This window comes from Methanobrevibacter sp., assembly GCF_017431965.1.
Lineage (GTDB): Archaea > Methanobacteriota > Methanobacteria > Methanobacteriales > Methanobacteriaceae > Methanocatella.
This window is the reverse complement of the sequence record NZ_JAFRKB010000025.1, coordinates 62,226-84,586: the sequence shown is the minus strand read 5'-3', so window position 1 is coordinate 84,586 and position 22,361 is coordinate 62,226. Positions and strand designations below refer to the sequence as shown.

Here is a 22,361-nt window from a genome sequence, read left to right as displayed (position 1 = left end):
CAACTGGCAAAGAGTATAAATTACCTTCATGATAAAAGTAGAATTCTAGTTTTTAATATCTACACATTAATGACAATATTGTTAATATATATTTCACCATTATCTATTAATTCCTATTTTTTGTAGCTTCCAAAATAGCTATTTATTTATAATTTTAAAAAGTAAAATAGTATTAATTAAAATAATTGAGGTAGTTTTATGAAAACTTATGCGATAGTTGTATCACTTACCTCTCTACACTACTTTTTTTTTTTAAACCTCATGATAATTATTTATCATCAGTGATTTTTCCACTCCGACTCTTTCAAAAAATCAAGTGAAAATTTTCATTGAAGATTACAAATGGTTAATGGATATGACTTATAATTTCTTTAAGTATTTTTTAAGGAATCTTTTGCAATTTTCAATTTCTTCATCATCAAAATCTCTTAATGTATGCTGGTCATACTCTTCTAATTTATGAATCACATCCTGTGTCACTTCTCTTCCAATTGGAGTTAGCTGGACAATTTTTTCCCTTTTGTCATCAATATTCTGATTTCTTTTGATGAATCCTCTTTTTTCCAATCTTATTAGTGACCGGGTAACAGTAGCATTATTATATTGGACTTTTTTTGCCAGATTGTCCTGGGTTAAGTTATTTTCATGATACAATATGTTTAAAAAAGCAAAATCGGATAATGTTACATTCAAATCCTTTAATATTGAATTAATATTTTTAGTGTAATCTTTTTTAATTGATGAACATAATGAGATTATATAATCGTATTCCATGTATTTATTTTGGATTAATAGATATAAAAATATTATTTGTCTAGACAAATATTTATTTAATGGAAAATACAAATTATAATCAGAGGTGTTAATATGACATTAGAAAATAAATTACAAGTGGTAACCGGCGGAACTTCAGGAATGGGGCTTGCAACTGCAAAAGCCCTCAGCGAATTTGGACCAGTTCTTATAGGTGGAAGAAACGAGGAACGCCTGAATAACGCACTTGAAGAACTTAAATCAGAAGGCATTGAAGCATACGGAAAAACATGTGATGTATCAAAACCTGAATCATTAAAAGAATTTGCGGACTATGCAGAAACAATTGCTCCAATAGGTAGCTTAATAAATGCTGCAGGAGTAGATTTTGATGTTGCCAGTCCAGAAGCTATTGTTAAAATTAACATGCTAGGAACACATTATGTGCTCGAAGCATTCATTGATAAGTTAGATGATTCAACAGTTGTGAACTTCTCATCAATCACAGGTTACTACTATCCTGCAAAACCGGAAGATTTTGAGGTATGGATGAATCCTGACTCCGATGATTTCATTGAAAAAACATTGGAATTGGTTCCTCCAATTCAAGATCAAAGAGCGGCACATCTTGGAGAGTCATATATGCCATATTGCTGCTCAAAACGCTTTGTAATGTATTATACAATGGCAAATACACAAAGAGTGGCTGAAAAGAATAATAGCCGTATCATATCTATTGCCCCAGGTTCCTTCATGACACCTATGCTCGCTACACAGGAAGAAAATCTGGAAATAATTAGAAAAGGAACAGCATTTAAAAGATTGGGCGAACCGGATGAAATGGCAAGTTTAATAAAAGCATTGCTCTCTCCGGGACATGAATATCTAACCGGTTGCGATATTATTATGGATGGTGGAAAATATGCAACTTCCATGATAAAACAAATGGAATAGGAGTTTAGATACTCCTATTTCAAATTTAAATCAAAACATTTTCAGTAATTTTTTAGACTTGCTGATAGCATTTCCAGATATTTTACTAACTGTAAACAGTCTTCATCATCAAATTCTTTAAAAATGTCTTTTTTAAAGTTTTCATATTTAATTAATATTTCAGAGATGATATGTATATCAATTGGCTGAAGTTGGCATATTTCATTTCAAGCCCTCAATTTCATTTTTACTTTTGATGAATAACACTGAAATCATTAAAATAATCAGCGTTAGGATTATCATTACAAAAGAGGTCATGCTGAATGCGTTTACAGATGTCTGGTTGTGAGTGATATTTCCATTTGCAAGGATTTGCATTATCACCACGGTCATTGATGATCCTATTGCTCCTATGATTTGTCTTGTGGTGTTGTTAATTGCAGTTGCATCTTCAACATCCTCTACAACAACACTTATTGTCCAGGTTATTGCCGGAGTCAAACCTAATCCGCACCCTATTCCTCTAATTATTTGAGTGACAAACAGGTATTCAAAACTTGAAGTCATATCATAGGTCATCATTGAAGAAAATGATATGATGTTTAAAATTGAAGCTATGATTAAAGTGGGTTTTATTCCAATCTTATCTGATAATATCGGACCAATGAAATTAAATGCCATCAGGACTAATGCGGATGGAAGTAATATTAATCCTGACTGTGTAGGGGTGAAATTTGAAATGTTTTGTGCGAATAATGGAACCATAACATTTATCCCGCTCATAGTGTAGTATAAAATTGCGGCAAAAAGTGTTCCATAAACAAAGTATTTGTTTTTTAGAACTTTAAGGTTCACTAACGGCTTTTCAAGTTTGGTTTGGCGTTTTACAAATAATGCTAGGGTTATCAGTCCGATTATTATTGGTAATATTACATAGATAATGTCTAATCCGTGTTCTGCAATGTTTGAAAATCCAACCATTATTCCAACACATAATAAAATGGACAATATAAGTGAGGTGATGTCTAAAGGATAGTTTTCTGTTTCTAATTCGAATCTGACAAAGAAAATGGACAATATTAAAATTGCGAACGCAAATATTGCAAATACTTCAAATATGAATCTCCAATTCACTAAATCAACCAGCATTCCTCCAATTGTAGGTCCCATTGCAGGTGTTATTCCAACGATTAATCCATAAAGCCCCATGTAGATGCCCCATTTTTCTTCACTCACCACTTTAAATATTAATATCTGGCATATTGGCATTAGTATCCCAGTTCCCATTGCTTCGAGGATTCTTCCAAGAATTAGAATTTCAATGCTGTCTGCTGAAAATGCAATCACTGACCCTATTATGAACAGAATGAGTGAAGTGTTTAATATGCTTTTAATTTTGAATCTTTTGGTTATGTATGCTGTTGGAGGAATCATCACTCCCAGCACTAAAAGGAATACTGAGTACGTCCATTGTGCCGTTGCGGAGGATATTGAAAAGTCATGCATATAGTGACTTAAACTTGTGGTTAAAATACTTTGGGAGGTTATTGTAACGCTTGCAGCTATTATGAGTATGATTAGAGTTGTCAATCCGTTCTTATTTTCAAATTTCATAATTGGTCTATCCTAATTTTAATTGTCTAAGCAATTATTGTCTGGGCAATAGTTATGTTCTGCTTTGTATTTAAAGGTATGACATTATATCGTAGGAAATAAATTAAAAAACATTGTATTTCATGTTATCCCTTTGGAACGGGTAAATTTATGAGTTAAAATAACTTAATGAATTTAGATTATATAACTGTAATTTTTTTCAAATAGCTATTTATATATAATTTAAAAATGAAAAATAGTATTAACTAATAATTGAGGTTATTATATGAAAGGGCATGCGATAGTTGTCATACTTATGGTCTCTCTACACTACTTTTTTTAGAACTTATAATAATTAAAGATTTTCATTCGTATAAAACGTATGATATAGTTCGCAACATTATCGATTTGAACCACAAAACTCTACTAAAAAATTTATTTTTTGATAATTATAAAATTTTTGAGCTCCTCGAATAAATCCATTAGACTCTTAAAAAACTTTGTTGAAGAAAATTGATTTTGAAAATTAGTTGAAATAATTAAAGCTCAATATAATATGGACAGATGTTTGCATATTCCCCGTTTTTTAATCTGAAACCTTTTGGAATTGTTCCAAGTTGCGTAAAACCTAATTTTTCATATAGATGCCTTGCCGATGCATTATTTTCGACAACAGCATTGAACTGCAAAATTAAAAATCCTAAATGTTTGGCTTTTTTAATCGAATCAATAACCAATTGTTTACCAATATGTTTTCCTCTATGCTTTGAAGATACTGCATAACTTGCATTTGCAATATGGGCACATCTTCCAACATTATTTGGATGCAAAATATATAACCCGACAATTTCATTGTCAATTAAGCAAATCCCTGTGTAACTTTGAGAAGAGAAAAATTCCAATCCTGATTTTGAATCCAGTAATGTTTCCTGTGGAAATGCAATTCCTTCATCAACAATTTCATTCCAGATTGAAATCATTTGATTCAAATCATTTAAGTTAAATTCTCTGATTATCATTAATGTTATGTTTATTTTTTAGTATACAAATATGTTTTGTTTTTAATTAAGAAAACAAAAAATAATAAGAACATTTCGTATAAAACTTATAAAGTTCAGATACTTATCGATTTCAAGTACTGAAACTCTATACAATTCATTTCGCATATTATAATTACTAAAGTAATTCAAAAGATTAAGGCATTATATCAACTTACAATTTCTTTACATACATATTTTTCCAACTCCACCATATAATCTCATCAATATATCATCTTAATTATCCCATTTGCTAATATACCACTTGTTATTTATTTTTTCCAATGTTTGTTGTGAATGAAGAGTCCATGTTCCTTTAATTCCGTATACTTTTGCATCAAGGGTTACATCTGCCTTAAATATTGCTTTATTTTCACCACATACTTTTATATCAGGATTGTTAATTGTTGATTTGTAATAGTTTAGTGTTCCATACATGATCTCATCAATGAATTCTTGTTTTGTCTGTGTTTTTCCGGACATATGTGTTAATGTATAATTATCACATATGATTTCATTTAATTTTTCCAGATTCTTTTCAATCATCGCTTCCTGAAAGTCCATAAATCTTTCAAGGACGTCTTCCTGAATGTCTGTCAAATTTCTTTTATTAATTACAGATACATTCATATTAAAACCTTCTTATTCAGGAAATTTATCTTTATCAAGTGTTTTAACAACTTTTGCAGGCACACCTACAGCCACAGAATAATCCGGAACATCTTTTGTAACAATGGCTCCCGCTCCAACAATTGCATATTTTCCAACTGTGACGCCAGGCAAAATACTCACACCTGCTCCAATCCATGCCCCTTTTTTAATAACGATTTTCTCGCATAAAAGTACCTGTCTTTCATATTCATCATGATTATTGGACAATAATTGAACGTTTCCTGCAAGCATTACATCATCTTCTATTGTGATTCCGCCTCTGGCCATTGCAAGGCAGTTGCTGTTGATAAACACATTATTTCCAATTTTCATTTTGTGAAATGCTGCACCGGCAAATGGTGCAGTGATAGTGCTGTTTTCTCCGATGTTGCCATCGAGCAATTCATTAAGCAATGATGCATATTCTTCAGTCATAGGCTCTGTGTGGTTGAATTTAAACAGGACTTTTGATTGCTTGATTGACTGTTCCAATTCTTCCTGTGAAATTTTATCCAAATCTACTCTCTCCATTCTATCATCTCCTTAATTTATTTACTTTGTTGTGGCAATGGAATTCCCTCTTTTAGACTTAATTCTTTTATTTTTAAAAACCACGCCATATTTCTTGCAAGAGTTGTCATTGTCCTTAATCCTTCCAGATCCTCCAGTGCCTCTTCCGCTTTGGTACCATAGATTACATTCCAGTATGTTGAGCTGATTATTGGCATTTCAGCCCATGTGAAAAATCTGTTGATTGTATCGATTGCGGTCATAGTTCCCGCTCTCCTGGCACTTGCAACTGCAGCTGCAGGTTTTAGGCGAAATATCCGTTTTCCGCCAAAAAATGAAGAGAAAAACACTCTTGTCATGAAGTTTGTCAATGTCGGATTGACTGTACCGTAATAGACCGGTCCACCAAAGATGAATCCGTCAAATTCCTCTGCTTTTTCAACAAAAGCATTGACTTCATCATTAAAAACGCATTTTCTAAGTTCGCTGCATTTTCTACAGTCAATGCATCCCCTAATATCTTTATGTCCCATACGATAGATTTCAGAATTTATGTTTTCTTCATTGAGGGTTTTTTGTATTTGCTTTAATGCTACATAGGTGCATCCTTCTTTATTTGGACTTCCATTTACTAATAATACTTTCATGATTTCAACTCTTTTTGTTGAATTTAATAGTTAATTTATATTGATTGTTATATAAAGTTAACTATTAACTATGATTAACTATTTATACTAGCATACATAAAATTATGTTTAGATATTATGACATTCGATGAAAATCCAGAAAACATATTCATTTACCATTATGTTGAGGAATTAATCTCAAGTTATGGATCATATTATGAATCCAACCTTAATTACAATGATTTGACACTAAAGGAATTTTCTGTTCTTTTAAGAATAAGATTCCAGGGTGTTGCAACCCAACATGATTTGGTGGAATTGTTTAAAGTGAGCGGAGCATACATTGCAAAGCTTTTAAGAAAATTTGAGGACAATGGATATATTGCACGAAAGGAGGATCCGGAAAACAGGAGAAAAAAACTAGTCAAATTGACAGATGACGGAATCAAAAAGACAGATGAACTAATAGAAGTCATACAAAACTGGGAAGATAAAGTTACAGCCGGCATTAGTGAAGATGAAATCAAAACTTTAAAAGAGATATTATTTAAAATAACAATGATTTAAAATATGGTGACAACATGGAATATATGAAATTAAACGATGGATTGGAAATTCCAGCAATAGGATTTGGAACATTCATGATTCCTGCAGACGGAACAACATATGAAACCGTGAAAACTGCAATCGATTTGGGAATAAGACACATCGACACAGCAACAGCATACTTCAACGAACAGGAAGTGGGTCAAGCCGTAAAAGACAGTGAAGTAGAAAGAGAAGATATTTGGATTACCTCCAAATTATGGCTACAGGATTATGAATATGAGGACGCCAAAAAAGCCATTGACCTGTCACTGGAAAAATTAGGCACAGATTATATGGACTTATATCTACTTCATCAGCCATACGGCAAAGTTGATGAAGCATGGAGGGCATTGGAAGAGGCCAAGGAAGAAGGAAAAGTTCTCTCAGTCGGCGTGAGCAACATGACACCGAAATTATGGAACAAATGGGTTCCTGATTTTGATTCAATACCTTCAGTCAACCAGGTTGAATTCAATCCATATATCCAGCAAAAGGAATTAAAAGAAATTTTAAATCCATTGGATGTTAAAATCCAAGCTTGGGGACCATTAGGCAGAGGAAATGCGGATTTATTAAATAATCCTATAATCTTGGAACTTGCCGAAAAATACGGCAAGAATGCAGGCCAGATAATCTTAAGATTTGAAAATCAGGAAGGAATAATCGTGTTTCCAAAATCATTGAACCCTGAAAGAATCAAATCAAACATGGAAATATTTGATTTCAAGCTAACTGACAGCGAAATGGATAAGCTACGTGCATTGGACACTGGAAAAGGTTCACATGACCCTGATGCTCCAGGCGTAGGTGAAATGTTAATGAATGCATTTGATGTGCATGCAAATGAATAGAATGGAGGCGAAAACATGGAATTTAACTTAAACGAAAATAGGGAAGTAGTTGCATTGCTTGGTGCAGGAAGCATGGGAACCGCAATAATAAAAAGAATAAGTACAAATAGGATAATACTTTTAGGAGATATCAATGAAGATAACCTTAAAGCAAGAGAAGAAGAGCTTAAATATAATGGATATGCCGTGGAAACACAGGTTGTCGATGCAATGGATGCAGAATCCGTTGAGGCGTTTGCCAAAAGGGCCAGTGAGCTTGGAGATGTTAAATATTACATACACACTGCGGGCGCATCACCGAACCAGGCAAGCCCGGAGCATATCATTAATCTGGATCTTGTTGCAACATCCCTTGCAATTGACATATTCGGAAAATATATGGCCAAAGGAGGTGCAGGGCTCATCATCTCAAGCCAAACTGGATACATGATGAATTTGCCTCCTGAAGTCGAACAGCAAATTGCATTGGCATCAACTGATGAGTTAAAGGATTTGGATTTCGTTAAAAATGATGCAATGGTCAATTCAGGTGTGGCATATGTAGTTGCAAAAAGGGCAAACCATCTAAAGGTCAGAACCGCCGCAGCAACATCCTGGGCAGACAGAGGTGCGAGAATAAACTCAATTTCACCGGGAATCATAGTAACTCCACTAGCCTATGACGAATTTGAATCAGCAGGTGATGCCTATCAGGAAATGATTAATTCATCCCCAGCAAAAAGAGTAGGAACATCAGAAGAGATTGCAAGAGCTGCAGAATTCCTATTGAGCGATGACTCATCATTCATCACAGGAATTGATCTCCTGGTTGACGGTGGAGTAATAGCATCAATAGCCAGTGGAAGATACTCCCTGGAATTACAATAAAAAAACAGGAGGCATAGATTATGAAATATTTAAACAAAGAAGATTTTGAAAAGGCAAATATTTTTGGCATGGGCAGTCCAAACGATGCCTTTGCACAATATTTTATCGGAAACTCATACCTAAATCCCTTAAATGAATTTGGAGAATCTCCAGTATTTGTTGCCAATGTCACTTTCGAACCAGGATGCAGAAATAATTGGCACATTCACAAGGCAAGCAATGGAGGCGGACAAATTTTGATTTGTATAGCAGGTGAAGGATGGTATCAAGAAGAAGGCAAAGAAGCTAAAAGTCTTGTTCCTGGCACTGTAATTACCATTCCTGCAAATGTAAAGCATTGGCATGGTGCAAAAGCAGATTCATGGTTTTCACACATTGCTGTTGAAGTTCCAGGTGAAAATACAAGCAATGAATGGTTAGAAGAAGTAGATGAGGAACACTATAATAATTTAATCGATTAAGATTAGACATAACTATTGAACCATCACCAACAACAAATCTCAAATATGCGAACAATTCGTATAAAACGTATGATATAGTTCGCATGATTATCAAATTCCAGAACTAAAACTAGGATAGGGAATTTATTTTTCTGTAATTATTAAATTTTTGAAAGTTAACCTACACCATAAATCTATAGGTAATTTTCAGTTATTTTAGTTGCAGATTCAATCATTTTTGGACAAAACTCCTTGAATATATTATTATCCAATGCGTATTTAACACCTTCTTCGGTTCTAATGTCACAATTAAGTAACTCTCTACAGATATATGATCTGTTTTCCTTTTCAAATTCATCTAAAAATTTTTCACACACTTCATTGCTTTTGGTTTTACTATCACCATATTTAAGGCCTAATGCCATTAGTGCACCTGTGCAAGCACCGCAAACTTCACCTTTACGCATACCTCTGCCAAAGCATGCGCCGATTTTCAAGGCTTGTTCTTCTGAAAGACCTAAATTCTGTGAAAATGTTGCAAATACCGCTTGTGAACACACATATCCGTTTTCAAATAATTGAATAGCATTTTCTATATTTTTCATATATTATAATTTAATTATTTTGACTTATCAATGTATAGCATTAACTGGATGGCACTACGGGCATTACCTACTAGGCATGTTTCATATGTTTCAAGGATTTAGAAATTTTCAGACAGAACATATAAAATAATTCCGATACTTATCGATTTTGCCTCTTAAAACTCTTTAATTTATATGAAGAACCCCTATAAAAATACGAACATTTCGTTTAAACAAAGTTAATTCTCAAAACTTTCATTTGGTGAGCTGCTGACATTAACGCCAGAGATATTGAAAATCAAACTTGATTCAACTCATATAGCAGGGTTTTTCAAAGCAATTTTCAAATCTCAAATGGCTGATGTTAATGTCAAAATCAACTGTTAAATGAAAAGAAAAAATAGCTATTAATTATATATAACTTGAAACTTAAAATATTAATTAAGTATTATTTGGAGAGGTTAAAATATGAAAACTCATGCGATAGTTGTATAACTTTTCTCTCACACTACTTTTTGAAATTTAAAATAATTAAATATTTCATTCACTTGTTTATTGTGTGTTGGAATTAAAAAGAGTATTATGTTTCCAATTGGAAATGAGATAGTGTATGCTATGTGGCTCTTGTTAAATGATTTTCATATAATTCTATTTTAGCATCGCTTAATTACATTTTGTATTTTATTGAATTTTGTTAGTATTAATCATAAGTCTTGTTTTATGTAAATTTACTTGATATCTATATTATTTTCATGTTTGAAGCAATAGTTGTATGAGTTTGTAAGATTGATTTCATTTATAAGCAAAACTACTTAAATGGGGGAGTATAATCTATTATTTAATTATGAATTTGTATATTGTCGAGTGTATTCGACAATTACATTAACTTTAAATATATTGTCGATTGTACTCTACAATTGTATCAATATTATTATTTTTGTAGAATGTAATCGACAAAATTTATATATTTTAAAATACAAAAATGCAATACAGAGTATTGTGCGGTGAAAAAATGATTAAAAGGGAACTATACTTAAACCAAATCGAAAGAATGATAGATAAGGAACCTATCAAAATCATAACTGGCGTTAGAAGAAGCGGCAAAACATACTTATTAAAAAGTATTCAGAAAGAACTTGAAAACCGTGGAATAAAAGGGGAAAACATATTCCTGATTTCATTCGAGTCCATGAAATACAACAAGATAGAAAACTTCAAGCAGCTCGACGAATGCATAATGAACCTGACTGAAAACACAAATGGCAAAGTCTATCTGCTGTTTGATGAAATACAAAACGTGGAAAACTGGGAAAAAAGCATAAACGCATGCAGAGTCGACCTTAACTGTGACATCTACATCACAGGATCCAACTCAGAACTGCTGTCCGGTGAAATGGCAACACTCATATCAGGCAGATACTACCAGATAAACATCTACCCATTCTCATTTGCAGAATTCATACAATACAAAAAGGAAATAGAAAAAACAGACGCCAATGATTTGGAGGAACTGTTTAAAGAGTATGTGGAATATGGTGGAATGCCACCAATTCAACAGGTTGCAGCACAGGACAAATATTCCTACTTAAGTGACATCTACAATACAATACTTCTAAAAGACATAGTAACAAGACACAACATAAGAAACACCGACATGCTGAACAGAATACTCGACTATGTGATAATGAACCTTGGAAAAAATTTCTCAGCCGGAAACATAGTCAAATACCTGAAACACGAAAGAAGAAAAATATCAAAGGACACAATACTGGATTATCTATTATACTCAAAAAATGCATGCTTCATACACCAGGCACCAAGAGAAGACATAAAAGGAAAAAAAGTACTCAAGCACAACGAAAAATACTTCATAGTTGACCATGGATTTTATCAGGCAAAATACGGAGAAATAGAAAACATGGGCTCAATCCTTGAAAACATAGTCTACATAGAACTTCTCAGAAGAGGCTATGATGTAAAGATAGGAATGATAAACGATAAGGAAATCGATTTCGTCTGCACCAGGGATAAAGAAAAAATCTACATTCAGGTAACCTATCAATTGGAAAGTGATAAAACAATAGAGCGAGAATTTTCAGGACTTGCAAAAATCAACGACAACTTCGATAAATACGTCTTTAGCATGGATAAAATGGATTTCTCCGGCAGCGGACTGAAACACAGAAACATCATAGACTTTCTAACATCTGACTACATATAAATTACTATTTTTCTACCCATCATAATTAAGTTCTATAGTCAACTAGATAAGTTTATTTTATCAGTTTTTGATATTAATGTTTCCAAAGACGAATTGTGTTATTGCATTGCTAAAGTATTATATATGCGGGTATTAATTAAATAGCTATTAATTATATATAACTTAAAAATTAAATTATTAATTAATTAAAATTATTTTGAGGAGAGTTGTAATATGAATACTTATGTGATTGTTGTGTTACTTTCCTTTCTACACTACTTTTAAGATTCATTCTAATTTAATATTCTAATCTACTTTCAACAATTATTTTTCTAGCCTCAAAATTTTAGTTGTCAATTGAAAATCTGCTAATTTGATATTCTAATATTCAGCATGTGGATTGATATGATGCTAAAAGTTATATATTTGAAATGATATAAATTTAGGCATACCTAAAAGAGGTGTCTGTTTGGATTTGATGGAAAAGCTTGAACCGATAATAATATTCATAACTATAATCATAGGTTTGTTTTCCTCCAATATTCATATAATCTCTTGCTACAGCGAAAATCTGATTAATATATTCCTATGCTTGATGTTACTTGGGGTATTCCTTGAAATTCCTATAAATAATATTAAAAAAAGTTTTAAAAATGCTAATTTTACTATTGCAAGTTTAATTATTAATTTCCTCTGGACACCTCTTTTCGGATACTTTTTAGGGTCACTATTTTTAAATGGAAACATTGATGTATGGATTGGATTTTTCATGATGATATTGACTCCATGCACCGACTGGTATCTGGTGTTTACAAAAATTGCAAAAGGAGATTTGACACTTAGCTTATCAATACTTCCAATCAATCTGGTCTTACAGATAATATTGCTGCCGATTTATCTTGTGATATTCTTTTCAAGTGGAAATACAATGGAATATGCACAATTATTATATTCTCTTTTAATTGTTATTGTAATACCATTCGTGCTGGCTCAAATCATAAAATTCATCTTAAACAATGATTTAAAAGAAAAGGTTACAGATTTATTTTCTGATTTGGAAATCTGGTTTTTAGCATTGGCGGTATTCTGCATATTTGCAAGTCAGGGTGAATTGCTGTCTGCAAATCTTGATTCAGTAATCACAATATTTTTTCCATTAATCATATTCTTCATAGTTAATATTATTCTTGATTTGATTGTTGCAAAAAAGATAAATTTCACATATTCAGAATATGCAAGCCTGACAATGATTACATTGGCACGCAACTCACCATTGGCATTGGCTATCGCAATAAACTCTTTTCAAGGTCATGAGCTAATCACAATAGCTTTGGTGATTGGGCCTTTGATAGAACTTCCTGTGCTTTATATTGTATCAAAATTCTGCTTATGGGTTAAAAGCTATGAATTGATTTATCATTAAAATTTAATGTATCATTTCCTTGCTGTCACTGTCACCCATTGCACGAATCTGTCTGAAACGGATACGTGATTATAATAATCATCAACTGTTTTTTCACTGCCGTTTGATTTGATTATTTCTTTTTTGTTTTTTCCATCCCTTAGATAAACTGTGATTTGGCTATAGTCATTATTCTCTAGGAAAGATGTGATTTCTTCATCGTTATGCATTTCCATGTCTATGAAATGGTTCCAGAATTTCATTATCCAATTATCTGATCCGTTTGTCTCCATTCCAATTAAAAACATTCCGCCGGGTTTCAGGACTCTTTTTACTTCGCCGAAGCATTTTTCAATGTCTGGCCAGAAGTAAACGGTTTCAAAAGCTGTTACAATATCAAATGTGTTTTCTTCAAATGGAAGGCTTTTAACATTTCCTTCATAAATTTCAACTTTTCCTTCACTGATTAATTTTTCATTAACTTCTTTGGATAGGTTTACGCTTTCTATACTGTAGTCAACACCGTAGACCTTTTTAGCCTTTTCAGCCATTCTATTTATGTTTATTCCACCGCCGCAGCCAACATCCAGTATGATGTCATCAGGTTGGATGTCCAGATGTTTCAGTCCCCATAGTGAAACGGGTGTATGTTCTTTGTTCATTGATTTTAGCTGTATGTTTCCTAGCTTTCCTTGCGGTTTGCGCATATTGTCAAAAAATCCCATTCATATCACCTTTAGTATAAATCTGTTAACTTTCTTTGAGTAGTTGATATGATCATTGCCATATAAATCAATCAGCCATGATTTTCCTGTTTTTTTCATGGCTGTTGTTAGAAATGCCCAAAAAATAAGTGGGAGGATAAATAGCAATATATTTCCATACATTATTATTACCCTAGTTGCCATGATTGTAAGTTTAGTTTAATGATATATAAATTTTTAGGTATACCTAAATTTTAATTAATTTAAGTCACATGTTGAAATATTTTATATAAGAGTCAATATAACTAAAAGCATGAATGAAAATCTTTACGGTTTATTTGATGATGTTTTTGTCACAGAATTTTCCATAACTGGTGACGATTATAAAAAAATCATTGATTTAGGAGAATATGGCAAATTTGAAACATATTCTTTGTTCCCTGGAGTTATCCTGGCATTTATCGATATCAATTTAAAAAATCATGAGGAAATATATGTTGAAGAAAAAATTTCTTCAAGATTGCTTGAAATAAACCATTGTCTCGATGGTAGGTACGCTTATAGTGTCGGTGATGATAAAATAATTTATTTTGGAATGGGGGATTTGTGCATTAGCATATATGAACTGACAAAAACATATTCCGATTTTCCGTTAGGTTTTTATAATGGTTTGGAGATTTTCATTGATGTTGATGTAGCTAATGGTTATGTAAAGCAGTATATTCCTGATTTTGACTTGATAGAATTTTATGAGGATTTGGAAAAATCTCAAGGGTATGTATTGCTTCGCTCAAACGATAGAATAGATCATATCATAGGTGAACTCTATAATGTGGACAATAGGATTAAATTGTCTTATTATAAATTGAAATGTCTTGAATTATTGCTGTTTTTCTCGATTACAAAATTTACTGTCCATGAAAATATTTCCCTTACACCACAGCAGGTTAAAATTGTTGATTCTGTAAAAAATGAGTTAATCAGTGACCTTGAAAGTAAAATTACAATAGATGAGATTGCAAGCAAGCATGGCATCAGTAAAACAACATTGAAAAATTGCTTTAAAAAAGTTTACGGCAAACCTATTTTTAGATGGAGAAAGGAATATAAGCTTGAATATGCCTGCAAATTAATTGAGCAGGAGTCTTATACTCTTTCTGAAATATCTAAAATGGTAGGTTATTCATCACCTTCAAAGTTCACGCAGGCATTTAAAGATTATGTTGGGTGTACTCCCTCAGAATATAAAAAATGAATTTTGTCTTTTTGGTATATTTTTTGTCTTTTTAGTTCAAAAATATTTATATATTAATTTTTTCAATACTTTATAGTGAGTACTGGTTTATCTAGTTATTTTTTATTAAAATACTTTTAATTATTTCTTAATTATTTTTTTAAGATATTTTTAGTGTTTTGTCCTTTTAGGTCAATTTTAAATTTTTAGGTAAACCTAAATTATTATTTAAGGCGATAATAATGTCAGAAACTAAAAATAAAAATAAATTTATAAGATTATTAAATTACTCAGGTAATTATAAATATTTAACAATCATAGGCATGTTTTTATCAGCTTTAAGTGCAATATGTTTATTAGTTCCATTTATTTATATATGGGATGTGGTAAATGCCCTACTGACAGTTGCCCCGGATTTTGCAAAAGCCCAAAACTTGGATGTTTATGCAATAAACGCATTCTCTTTTGCGGTACTGGGAATTGTCTTAAACTTTTTTGGACTTATGGGTACACACTTATCTGCATTTAAAAATGAAAAGAACATGAAGGACGCTGCTGTAAAGCATTTGCTCAAGCTACCTTTAGGTTATTTTTCAAACCGTACAAGCGGTGGCCTTAGGAAGATAATTGATTACAGTACAACAAAAACTGAAACATTCCTGGCCCATCAGCTGTTTGACTTGACAGGTGCTGTCGTAACTCCGATAGCATTCTTAATACTGCTGTTCAGTTTTGATTGGCTATTGGGATTGATATGTTTAATTCCAATCATATTGTGTTTTGTATTCATGTATCCTATGTTTTCAAAAGAATCCCAAAATCTTATGGAAGAATACCAGAAATATTTGGAAAAGATGAATGCAGAAGCGGTAGAATATGTAAGGGGAATTCCGGTTACAAAAGCATTTCAACAAAGTGTTTATTCATTTAAAAACTTTATCAGCGCCATTAAAAACTATGGAAAATTCTCTTCGGAATACTCACTTTCAACTCAGCTTCCGATGACGGCATTTACAGTATCCATCAACGGATTTTTCGCATTATTGATTCCTGCGGGAATATTGCTTGCAGGATCACTTGTAGATGTAAAATTCTTTGCAAACTTTATGTTCTACATTATTTTCACACCAATTTGCGCCGTAATGATGAATAAGATAATGACAGTTTCACAGGACTGGATGCTTGCAAGTTATGCGTTGGACGGCATCGAAGCTATTCTTAATGAAAAACCTTTGGTTGAGACAGCCAATCCTCAAAAACCCAAAAACCATTCAATAGTATTTGAAGGTGTGTATTTTGACTATGGGGAATGTGACGGTGATGAACATATCTTAAATGATGTGAATCTCGAGATTAATGAAAATGATTCCGTTGCATTGGTCGGTCCTTCTGGTGGAGGCAAAACCACAATTGCATCACTGATTCCAAGATTTTGGGATGTCAATCAGGGGTCAATTAAAGTTGGTGATGTTGATGTTAGAGACATTTCAACAAGGGATTTGATGGAAAACATCTCTTTTGTATTCCAGAATACAACATTATTTAAGGATTCAATTTACAATAATGTCGCAATCGGTCGAAAAGGAGCATCAAGAGAAGATGTTAAAAAAGCATTGAATTTAGCCCAGTGTGATGACATCATTGATGAGCTTCCGGATGGAATAGATACTATAATTGGAAGTGAAGGAACATATCTTTCTGGAGGACAGCAGCAAAGAATTGCACTTGCAAGAGCTATTCTTAAGGATGCTCCAATCATTATTTTAGATGAGGCAACTGCACTGGCAGATCCGGAAAACGAATACCTGATTCAAAAAGCAATTTCAGAAATCACTAAAGACAAAACCGTAATCATGATTGCGCATAGGCTATCCACAGTTAAAAACGTGGATAAAATCTTTGTAGTTGAAAACGGAAGAATTGTTGAAGAGGGCAATCACAATAGTCTGGTTGATAGTGAAGGCCTTTACTCCAGAATGTGGGATGAATTTAACCAGTCCATACAATGGAAAGTTAAAAGCGAGGTGATATGATGTTATCTGAATTTTTTACTGAAAGATTCGGACTTACAAAAGCAGGTTCAGACAATTTGATTAAAGGCATTCTCTACACTGCACTTCTGGATATTTCATTGATGTTTCCCGTTGGATTATATGCTCTGCTTGTCTACATGTGGGTAGAACCGTTGACCGGCGGTGAAATAATTGACCCTAATCTTGGAATGTTTATTGTATTGATATTAATCGTTTTAGGAATCATTTTCGCATTTGCATGGAAACAGTATCACTTTGTCTTCAATACAACATACGTTGAAAGTGAAAACAGAAGGATTAATCTTGGTGAGAATTTAAGGAAACTTCCATTATCCTTTTTTGAAAACAGGGACCTGGCTGACTTGACTGCAACAATAATGAATGACTGCACTGATTTGGAGCATGTTTTCTCACATGCAGTTCCGCAATTGTTAGGTTCAATCCTCTCATTATGCATTGTTTCAATCGGAATGATTGTATTTGACTGGAGATTGGCTATTGCGCTTTTATGGGTAGTTCCAGTTGCTTTTATAATATTATTCATATCCAAAAGACTTATTTATAAGGGTGGCGATATAGTGATGGCCGATTTGCTTAATTGTGGGGATGCCATGCAGGAATGCATTGAATCAATTAGGGATTTGAAATCCTACAATTATGAAGATGAATATTTTGGAAAAATCAGCAGTCTAACTTCAACAATTGAAAAATCAAGGCTTAAAGCTGAATTGATGTCTGCTGCAGGTGTAATAACAGGCAAAGTTGTACTGAACTTAGGAATAGTTTCTGTGATTCTTTTAGGTTCATATCTGATAGTAAATTCACAAATATCAATTTTTACCCTTTTGATATTCTTGATAGCTTCTGCAACAATTTACTCTCCTCTGGAAAACGGACTGATGTTTTTGGCTGAAATATTTATGATGGACAATAAAATCACAAGAACTCAGGAAATTGAAAGCCTGGTGGTTGAAGGGGGCCTTACAGATTATTCACTTGATTGCTATGATGTTGAATTTGAAAATGTTAATTTCAATTATGATGATTTAAAAGATGTTTTGACTGAAATTTCATTTACCGCAAAACAGGGTGAAGTTACAGCACTTGTTGGTCCTTCCGGTGGCGGTAAAAGTACTGTATCAAAGCTTGCTGCAAGATTCTGGGACCCTGTATCAGGTACAGTATCACTTGGAGGTCAGAATTTATCACAATTGGATTCTGAAAAGCTTCTGGAAAACTTTTCAATTGTTTTCCAGGATGTTATACTTTTTAACAATTCAATTCTGGAAAACATTCGCGTCGGAAGAAAGGATGCAACTGACGACGAAGTGATTGAGGCTGCCCGTCTTGCGGAATGTGAAGAGTTTGTATCCAAGCTTCCAAACGGATATGATACTGTAATAGGAGAAAACGGCGAGTTATTGTCTGGCGGTCAAAGGCAGAGAATCTCAATTGCAAGAGCACTTCTAAAAGATGCGAATGTAATTCTATTGGATGAAGCGACATCATTTTTGGATGTTGAAAACGAATCAAGGATTCAAAAAGCTTTGTCTGAGCTGATTAAAAACAAGACAGTTATCATTATCGCTCATAGAATGAGAACAATAGCCAATGCAGATAAGATTGTTGTTTTGGACGAAGGTAAAATTGCCGAGCAGGGAACACCCGAAGAGCTAATTGCCAATGATGGCTTGTTTAAACGAATGGTTGATTTACAGAACTTAAGTGGAGAATGGAAAATCTAAATTCTCCATGATTATTTTCATTATTATAATATATAGGAGGTCATATTATGAGTGAAATTCTTAATGTAAAAGATTTAATCACTGTAGGTATTTTTGCAGTGATATTGACAGTTTTAATATTTCTTTTTGGAATGTTAGGTTACATTCCGATATTGATGATTGGATTACCAATCATTGCAGCATTAATTGCCGGAATTCCATATATGCTATTTTTAACAAGAGTTGATAAATTTGGAATGACAACACTGTTAGCTTTGGTATTGGGAATTGTAATGTTTTTAAGTGGTCACACTTGGATTCCAATTGTGGTTTACACATTTTGCGGATTGATAGCGGATGTAGTCTTAAAAATGGGTGATTATTCATCTATTAAAAATTCAATTATCAGCTACGGATTTTTCTCATTGGGTGTATTTGGTAACATGTTGCCGTTTTACATTTTAAGAGATTATTTTGTCGAATCAATTCGTGCATCAATGGGAACTGACTATGTAAATGTGATTTTGCCGTTTTTAACAAATGAGATGTTGATTGTCTTAATAATTGCAACATTCATTGTCGGTTTGATAGGTGCATATATCGGAAAAATTGTTTTGAAAAAACATTTCGAAAAAGCAGGCATAGCATAAAGTGATATTATGGGATTAAAACTAAATCTTAAATTGGATCCCAGAACTAAAATAATAATATTGGTTCTGATAAGTTTCATGGTTTTTAATGAAGTGCCATTATACATTAGTGGAATTTTAGTTTTAGTTCCATTTATTTGCTTGTTTTTTTCAAACCGCATTAAACTTGCTTTAAGTTATATTTTAATATATATTGCTGCAAAATATGTTCAGGTTTATCTTCTTCCAACTGCAACAGGCATAATTGCAATTTTGCTTGTAATGTTTAGCTATACTGCCACTAGAATGTTGCCTATTATGATTATGGGATATTATACAATAACAACAACAAAGGTAAGTGAATTTATAACTTCCATGGAAAAAAGCAATATTCCAAAAGAAATTAGTATTCCCCTTTCGGTCATTTTCAGATATATTCCATCAGTTTATGAGGAAATCAAATCAATAACCAATGCGATGAAAATGAGGGGATTCGGTTTGAACGTTAAATCTCTGAAAAATCCTTTAAAGTTAATTGAATTTTATATGATTCCTATTTTGGTCAGTACCATCAAAACGGCAGATGAACTGTCTGCAGCTTCACTTACAAGAGGGTTGAGCAATCCTAAGGGAAGAACTCATCTAATTGAAGTCAAATTAAATATAATAGATTATTCATTGCTTGCCATTTCATTCATTGGTTTGGGAGTTTATGCATATTATTTTTTAGGAGGTGTTTTATTTGCTTAAGATAGCAGATGTTTCATTTTCATATGATGATGATAAATATAATTTGGTAAACATTAATCAGAATATTATGGAAGGGGAAGTCATTCTGCTTTGCGGTGAATCAGGTTGTGGAAAGACAACTCTGACACGCATGATTAATGGACTCATTCCTAACTTCTTTGATGGAACAAGGCAGGGAAATGTATATCTAAATGATAATTTGGTAAGTGAAATGCCAATTTATGAAATTTCAGAACACATCGGTTCTGTTTTTCAAAATCCAAAAACCCAATTTTTCAATGTGGATACAACAAGCGAAATAGTTTTCGGATGTGAAAATCTTGCGATGAGTGTTGATGAAATAAAAAACAGATTGGATCATGTCGTATATGACTTTAAATTACATAATCTTCTCGATAAGAATATTTTCAAGTTATCTGGTGGTGAAAAGCAAAAGATTGCTTGTGCGTCAGTATCTGCAGTTTCTCCGGATATATTTGTTTTGGATGAGCCTTCATCAAATTTAGATTCAAAATCCAGTTGGGATTTGGAAGACATTATCAAAAAATGGAAGGAATCCGGTAAAACCGTTGTTATAGCTGAACATAAACTGTTCTTTTTAAGTAATGTTGTGGATAGGGTTATATTTCTTGAAAATGGGCAAATTACTAATGAATGGTCTATTGAAGAGTTTAAAAAAATCAATCATAGGAATTATGGGTTAAGGCAATTGAATTTAGAAAATTTAACTGCAAATCATAAAGAGTATTATTCAGATAATTCAGAACTTATTGAATTTAGGAATTTTAATTTCAGATATGGTAAAAAGCAAGCATTAAATATTGATGGGATTAAAATCCCAAAAAATGAGATAATTGCAGTTATTGGAAAGAATGGTGCTGGAAAATCCACTTTTGCAAATTGTTTATGCGGTCTTAAAAGATCTTGTAAAGGCGAAGTTATTTTGGATGATGTTCGTTTAAAAAGAAAAGATCTTCTTAAAAAGACTTATATGGTGATGCAGGATGTGAATCATCAGTTATTCACAGAAAGCGTACTTGATGAAGTACTGTTAAGTATGGATGAGGAAAATATAAGCCGTGCTGAGGAAATATTGACAAACTTAAATTTGATTCATCTAAAAGATGCTCACCCGATGGCATTATCAGGCGGTGAAAAACAGAGAGTTGCCATTGCATCAGCCATTGCTTCAGGTAAAGAGATATTGATTTTTGATGAACCGACCAGTGGGCTTGATTTGAAAAACATGCTTAAAGTTAGTGAAAATTTAGTTTATCTTCAAAAGTTAGGCATCACTTCATTTATCATAACTCATGATTTTGAACTGATAATGGAAGCATGTTCTCATGTTTTACTTATGGAAAATGGAAAAATTATCGACAGTTATAAACAAAATGAAGAAAAATTAAGAAATTTCTTCTTAAAACATTAATCCAAATCAAATTTGGATGATATCTGCCGTTTGCAAGTATCTTTGTATAGTTACTGCTTCTTGTCATTTTACAATTAATTTTGTGGAAAATAAAGGTTGCAATTGTTTGTGGAATAGTGAATGAACAGATTTTTATTTACATGATGGCCTAAATGATTTATTAATTTTGTTGTCTAAAATATTATCATGAAAAAGATTATAATCTTAAACGGAGCCGGAAGAAAAAATGGCAACACTGCATCATTAATAAATGCATTTAAAGAGGGTGCCAAAGACAATGAAATAAAAGAATTCTATTTGCATGAAATGAATATCAAGGGATGTAAAGGATGTCTTGTATGCAAAAACAAGGGTTTGCCATGCGTTCAGAAAGATGACATGTATGAGATTTATGAAGCATTTAAATTGGCTGATGTCGTGGTATTCGCTTCACCGTCATATTTTGCACATATTTCAGGCCAGCTCAAAACCGCAGCAGACAGGTTATATGCAATGTTTAATAGTCTGCCAGAAAGTGAATTTAAAAAGGAATCGGTTTTACTGATGACTGCCGGAGCTCCTTATTTTGATGGAGCCGTTTTCTGGTACAATGTCTTTTCCCATATGGGTTGGACCAGTTTGGGGGAAGTTTTAGGGACTGGTAAAGAGGCTGAAGCAAAAGCTTTAGGTGAAAGTATAGAATATAGTAGTTAGTAATTCGGCTTTTTTAATCTTTCTAATATTGATATGGGGGATATGTTTTACTGATTTAACCATAGTTGACATTAATTTCATTTTTCAAAAAATAAATTATGAAGTGAACTAAAGCAATATAAAAAAA

At 32.7% G+C, this 22,361-nt stretch carries 22 protein-coding genes; 14 read left to right on the top strand and 8 right to left on the bottom strand.

Annotated features, from left to right (window positions below; all coding sequences use genetic code 11):
- Window positions 1-360: 360 nt before the first annotated feature.
- Window positions 361-774, bottom strand: a complete 414-nt coding sequence (locus IJI93_RS02715; RefSeq protein ID WP_292819546.1) for a MarR family winged helix-turn-helix transcriptional regulator — start codon at window positions 772-774, stop codon at window positions 361-363.
- 93 nt (window positions 775-867) lie between these two features.
- On the opposite strand from IJI93_RS02715, the gene IJI93_RS02710 reads away from it, so the two are divergent.
- On the top strand, window positions 868-1,707 hold the full coding sequence (locus IJI93_RS02710; protein WP_292819543.1) for an SDR family NAD(P)-dependent oxidoreductase: 840 nt from the start codon (window positions 868-870) through the stop codon (window positions 1,705-1,707).
- A gap of 201 nt (window positions 1,708-1,908) precedes the next feature.
- Here the strand turns inward: IJI93_RS02710 and IJI93_RS02705 are convergent, their stop codons facing one another.
- The 5 genes from IJI93_RS02705 to IJI93_RS02685 all read right to left on the bottom strand — a co-directional run bounded on the left by IJI93_RS02705 (window position 1,909) and on the right by IJI93_RS02685 (window position 6,124).
- Window positions 1,909-3,300, bottom strand: a complete 1,392-nt coding sequence (locus tag IJI93_RS02705; protein WP_292819541.1) for an MFS transporter — start codon at window positions 3,298-3,300, stop codon at window positions 1,909-1,911.
- A gap of 518 nt (window positions 3,301-3,818) precedes the next feature.
- Window positions 3,819-4,298 carry a GNAT family N-acetyltransferase gene (locus IJI93_RS02700; protein ID WP_292819538.1) on the bottom strand — a complete coding sequence of 160 codons (480 nt, stop codon included), beginning with the start codon at window positions 4,296-4,298 and terminating at the stop codon, window positions 3,819-3,821.
- Between the two features lie 255 nt (window positions 4,299-4,553).
- Window positions 4,554-4,946, bottom strand: coding sequence for a nuclear transport factor 2 family protein (locus tag IJI93_RS02695; protein WP_292819535.1), 393 nt, complete (start codon window positions 4,944-4,946; stop codon window positions 4,554-4,556).
- A gap of 12 nt (window positions 4,947-4,958) precedes the next feature.
- Window positions 4,959-5,498, bottom strand: coding sequence for a DapH/DapD/GlmU-related protein (locus IJI93_RS02690; protein ID WP_292819532.1), 540 nt, complete (start codon window positions 5,496-5,498; stop codon window positions 4,959-4,961).
- 17 nt (window positions 5,499-5,515) lie between these two features.
- Window positions 5,516-6,124, bottom strand: a complete 609-nt coding sequence (locus tag IJI93_RS02685) for a flavodoxin family protein (protein ID WP_292819529.1) — start codon at window positions 6,122-6,124, stop codon at window positions 5,516-5,518.
- Between the two features lie 117 nt (window positions 6,125-6,241).
- Between IJI93_RS02685 and IJI93_RS02680 the strand changes: the two genes are divergently transcribed.
- From IJI93_RS02680 to IJI93_RS02665, 4 genes are read left to right on the top strand one after another with little or no spacing between them, the layout of a single operon-like run.
- On the top strand, window positions 6,242-6,670 hold the full coding sequence (locus IJI93_RS02680; RefSeq protein ID WP_292819526.1) for a MarR family winged helix-turn-helix transcriptional regulator: 429 nt from the start codon (window positions 6,242-6,244) through the stop codon (window positions 6,668-6,670).
- Window positions 6,671-6,684: 14 nt separating this feature from the next.
- The gene (locus IJI93_RS02675) at window positions 6,685-7,542 is read left to right on the top strand and encodes an aldo/keto reductase (protein WP_292819523.1); all 858 of its coding nucleotides are present in this window, start codon (window positions 6,685-6,687) and stop codon (window positions 7,540-7,542) included.
- A gap of 15 nt (window positions 7,543-7,557) precedes the next feature.
- Complete coding sequence (locus IJI93_RS02670; RefSeq protein WP_292819520.1) at window positions 7,558-8,409, top strand: SDR family oxidoreductase; 852 nt, start codon at window positions 7,558-7,560, stop codon at window positions 8,407-8,409.
- A gap of 20 nt (window positions 8,410-8,429) precedes the next feature.
- Window positions 8,430-8,870, top strand: coding sequence for a cupin domain-containing protein (locus tag IJI93_RS02665; RefSeq protein ID WP_292819517.1), 441 nt, complete (start codon window positions 8,430-8,432; stop codon window positions 8,868-8,870).
- 173 nt (window positions 8,871-9,043) lie between these two features.
- On the opposite strand, the gene IJI93_RS02660 is transcribed toward IJI93_RS02665, so the two are convergent.
- Window positions 9,044-9,454 carry a C-GCAxxG-C-C family protein gene (locus tag IJI93_RS02660; RefSeq protein ID WP_292819514.1) on the bottom strand — a complete coding sequence of 137 codons (411 nt, stop codon included), beginning with the start codon at window positions 9,452-9,454 and terminating at the stop codon, window positions 9,044-9,046.
- 991 nt (window positions 9,455-10,445) lie between these two features.
- Here IJI93_RS02660 and IJI93_RS02655 point away from each other — a divergent pair.
- Complete coding sequence (locus tag IJI93_RS02655) at window positions 10,446-11,654, top strand: ATP-binding protein (RefSeq protein WP_292819511.1); 1,209 nt, start codon at window positions 10,446-10,448, stop codon at window positions 11,652-11,654.
- 448 nt (window positions 11,655-12,102) lie between these two features.
- Window positions 12,103-13,056 (top strand): bile acid:sodium symporter, encoded by a 954-nt coding sequence (locus tag IJI93_RS02650; protein ID WP_366513271.1) that lies wholly within the window; start codon window positions 12,103-12,105, stop codon window positions 13,054-13,056.
- 11 nt (window positions 13,057-13,067) lie between these two features.
- Here IJI93_RS02650 and IJI93_RS02645 read toward each other — a convergent pair whose 3' ends face one another.
- A complete protein-coding gene (locus IJI93_RS02645; protein WP_292819508.1) occupies window positions 13,068-13,760 on the bottom strand; it encodes a class I SAM-dependent methyltransferase in 693 nt (230 codons plus the stop codon).
- A gap of 259 nt (window positions 13,761-14,019) precedes the next feature.
- On the opposite strand from IJI93_RS02645, the gene IJI93_RS02640 reads away from it, so the two are divergent.
- From IJI93_RS02640 to IJI93_RS02610, 7 genes are all read left to right on the top strand, one after another.
- Window positions 14,020-14,994: an AraC family transcriptional regulator gene (locus tag IJI93_RS02640; RefSeq protein WP_366513272.1), complete on the top strand. Its 975-nt coding sequence runs from the start codon at window positions 14,020-14,022 to the stop codon at window positions 14,992-14,994.
- A 221-nt stretch (window positions 14,995-15,215) separates the two neighbouring features.
- Window positions 15,216-17,006: an ABC transporter ATP-binding protein gene (locus IJI93_RS02635; RefSeq protein ID WP_292819502.1), complete on the top strand. Its 1,791-nt coding sequence runs from the start codon at window positions 15,216-15,218 to the stop codon at window positions 17,004-17,006.
- A complete protein-coding gene (locus IJI93_RS02630) occupies window positions 17,006-18,751 on the top strand; it encodes an ABC transporter ATP-binding protein (RefSeq protein WP_292819499.1) in 1,746 nt (581 codons plus the stop codon). The genes IJI93_RS02635 and IJI93_RS02630 overlap by 1 nt, the downstream gene beginning before the upstream one ends.
- Before the next feature lie 47 nt (window positions 18,752-18,798).
- Window positions 18,799-19,380, top strand: a complete 582-nt coding sequence (locus tag IJI93_RS02625) for an MptD family putative ECF transporter S component (protein WP_292819497.1) — start codon at window positions 18,799-18,801, stop codon at window positions 19,378-19,380.
- Between the two features lie 9 nt (window positions 19,381-19,389).
- Window positions 19,390-20,109, top strand: coding sequence for an energy-coupling factor transporter transmembrane component T (locus IJI93_RS02620; RefSeq protein WP_292819495.1), 720 nt, complete (start codon window positions 19,390-19,392; stop codon window positions 20,107-20,109).
- Entirely contained in the window at window positions 20,102-21,541 is a 1,440-nt protein-coding gene (locus tag IJI93_RS02615; protein WP_366513270.1) for an energy-coupling factor ABC transporter ATP-binding protein, read from the top strand. The genes IJI93_RS02620 and IJI93_RS02615 overlap by 8 nt, the downstream gene beginning before the upstream one ends.
- A gap of 186 nt (window positions 21,542-21,727) precedes the next feature.
- Window positions 21,728-22,234, top strand: a complete 507-nt coding sequence (locus tag IJI93_RS02610) for a flavodoxin family protein (protein ID WP_292819489.1) — start codon at window positions 21,728-21,730, stop codon at window positions 22,232-22,234.
- Window positions 22,235-22,361 lie beyond the last annotated feature (127 nt).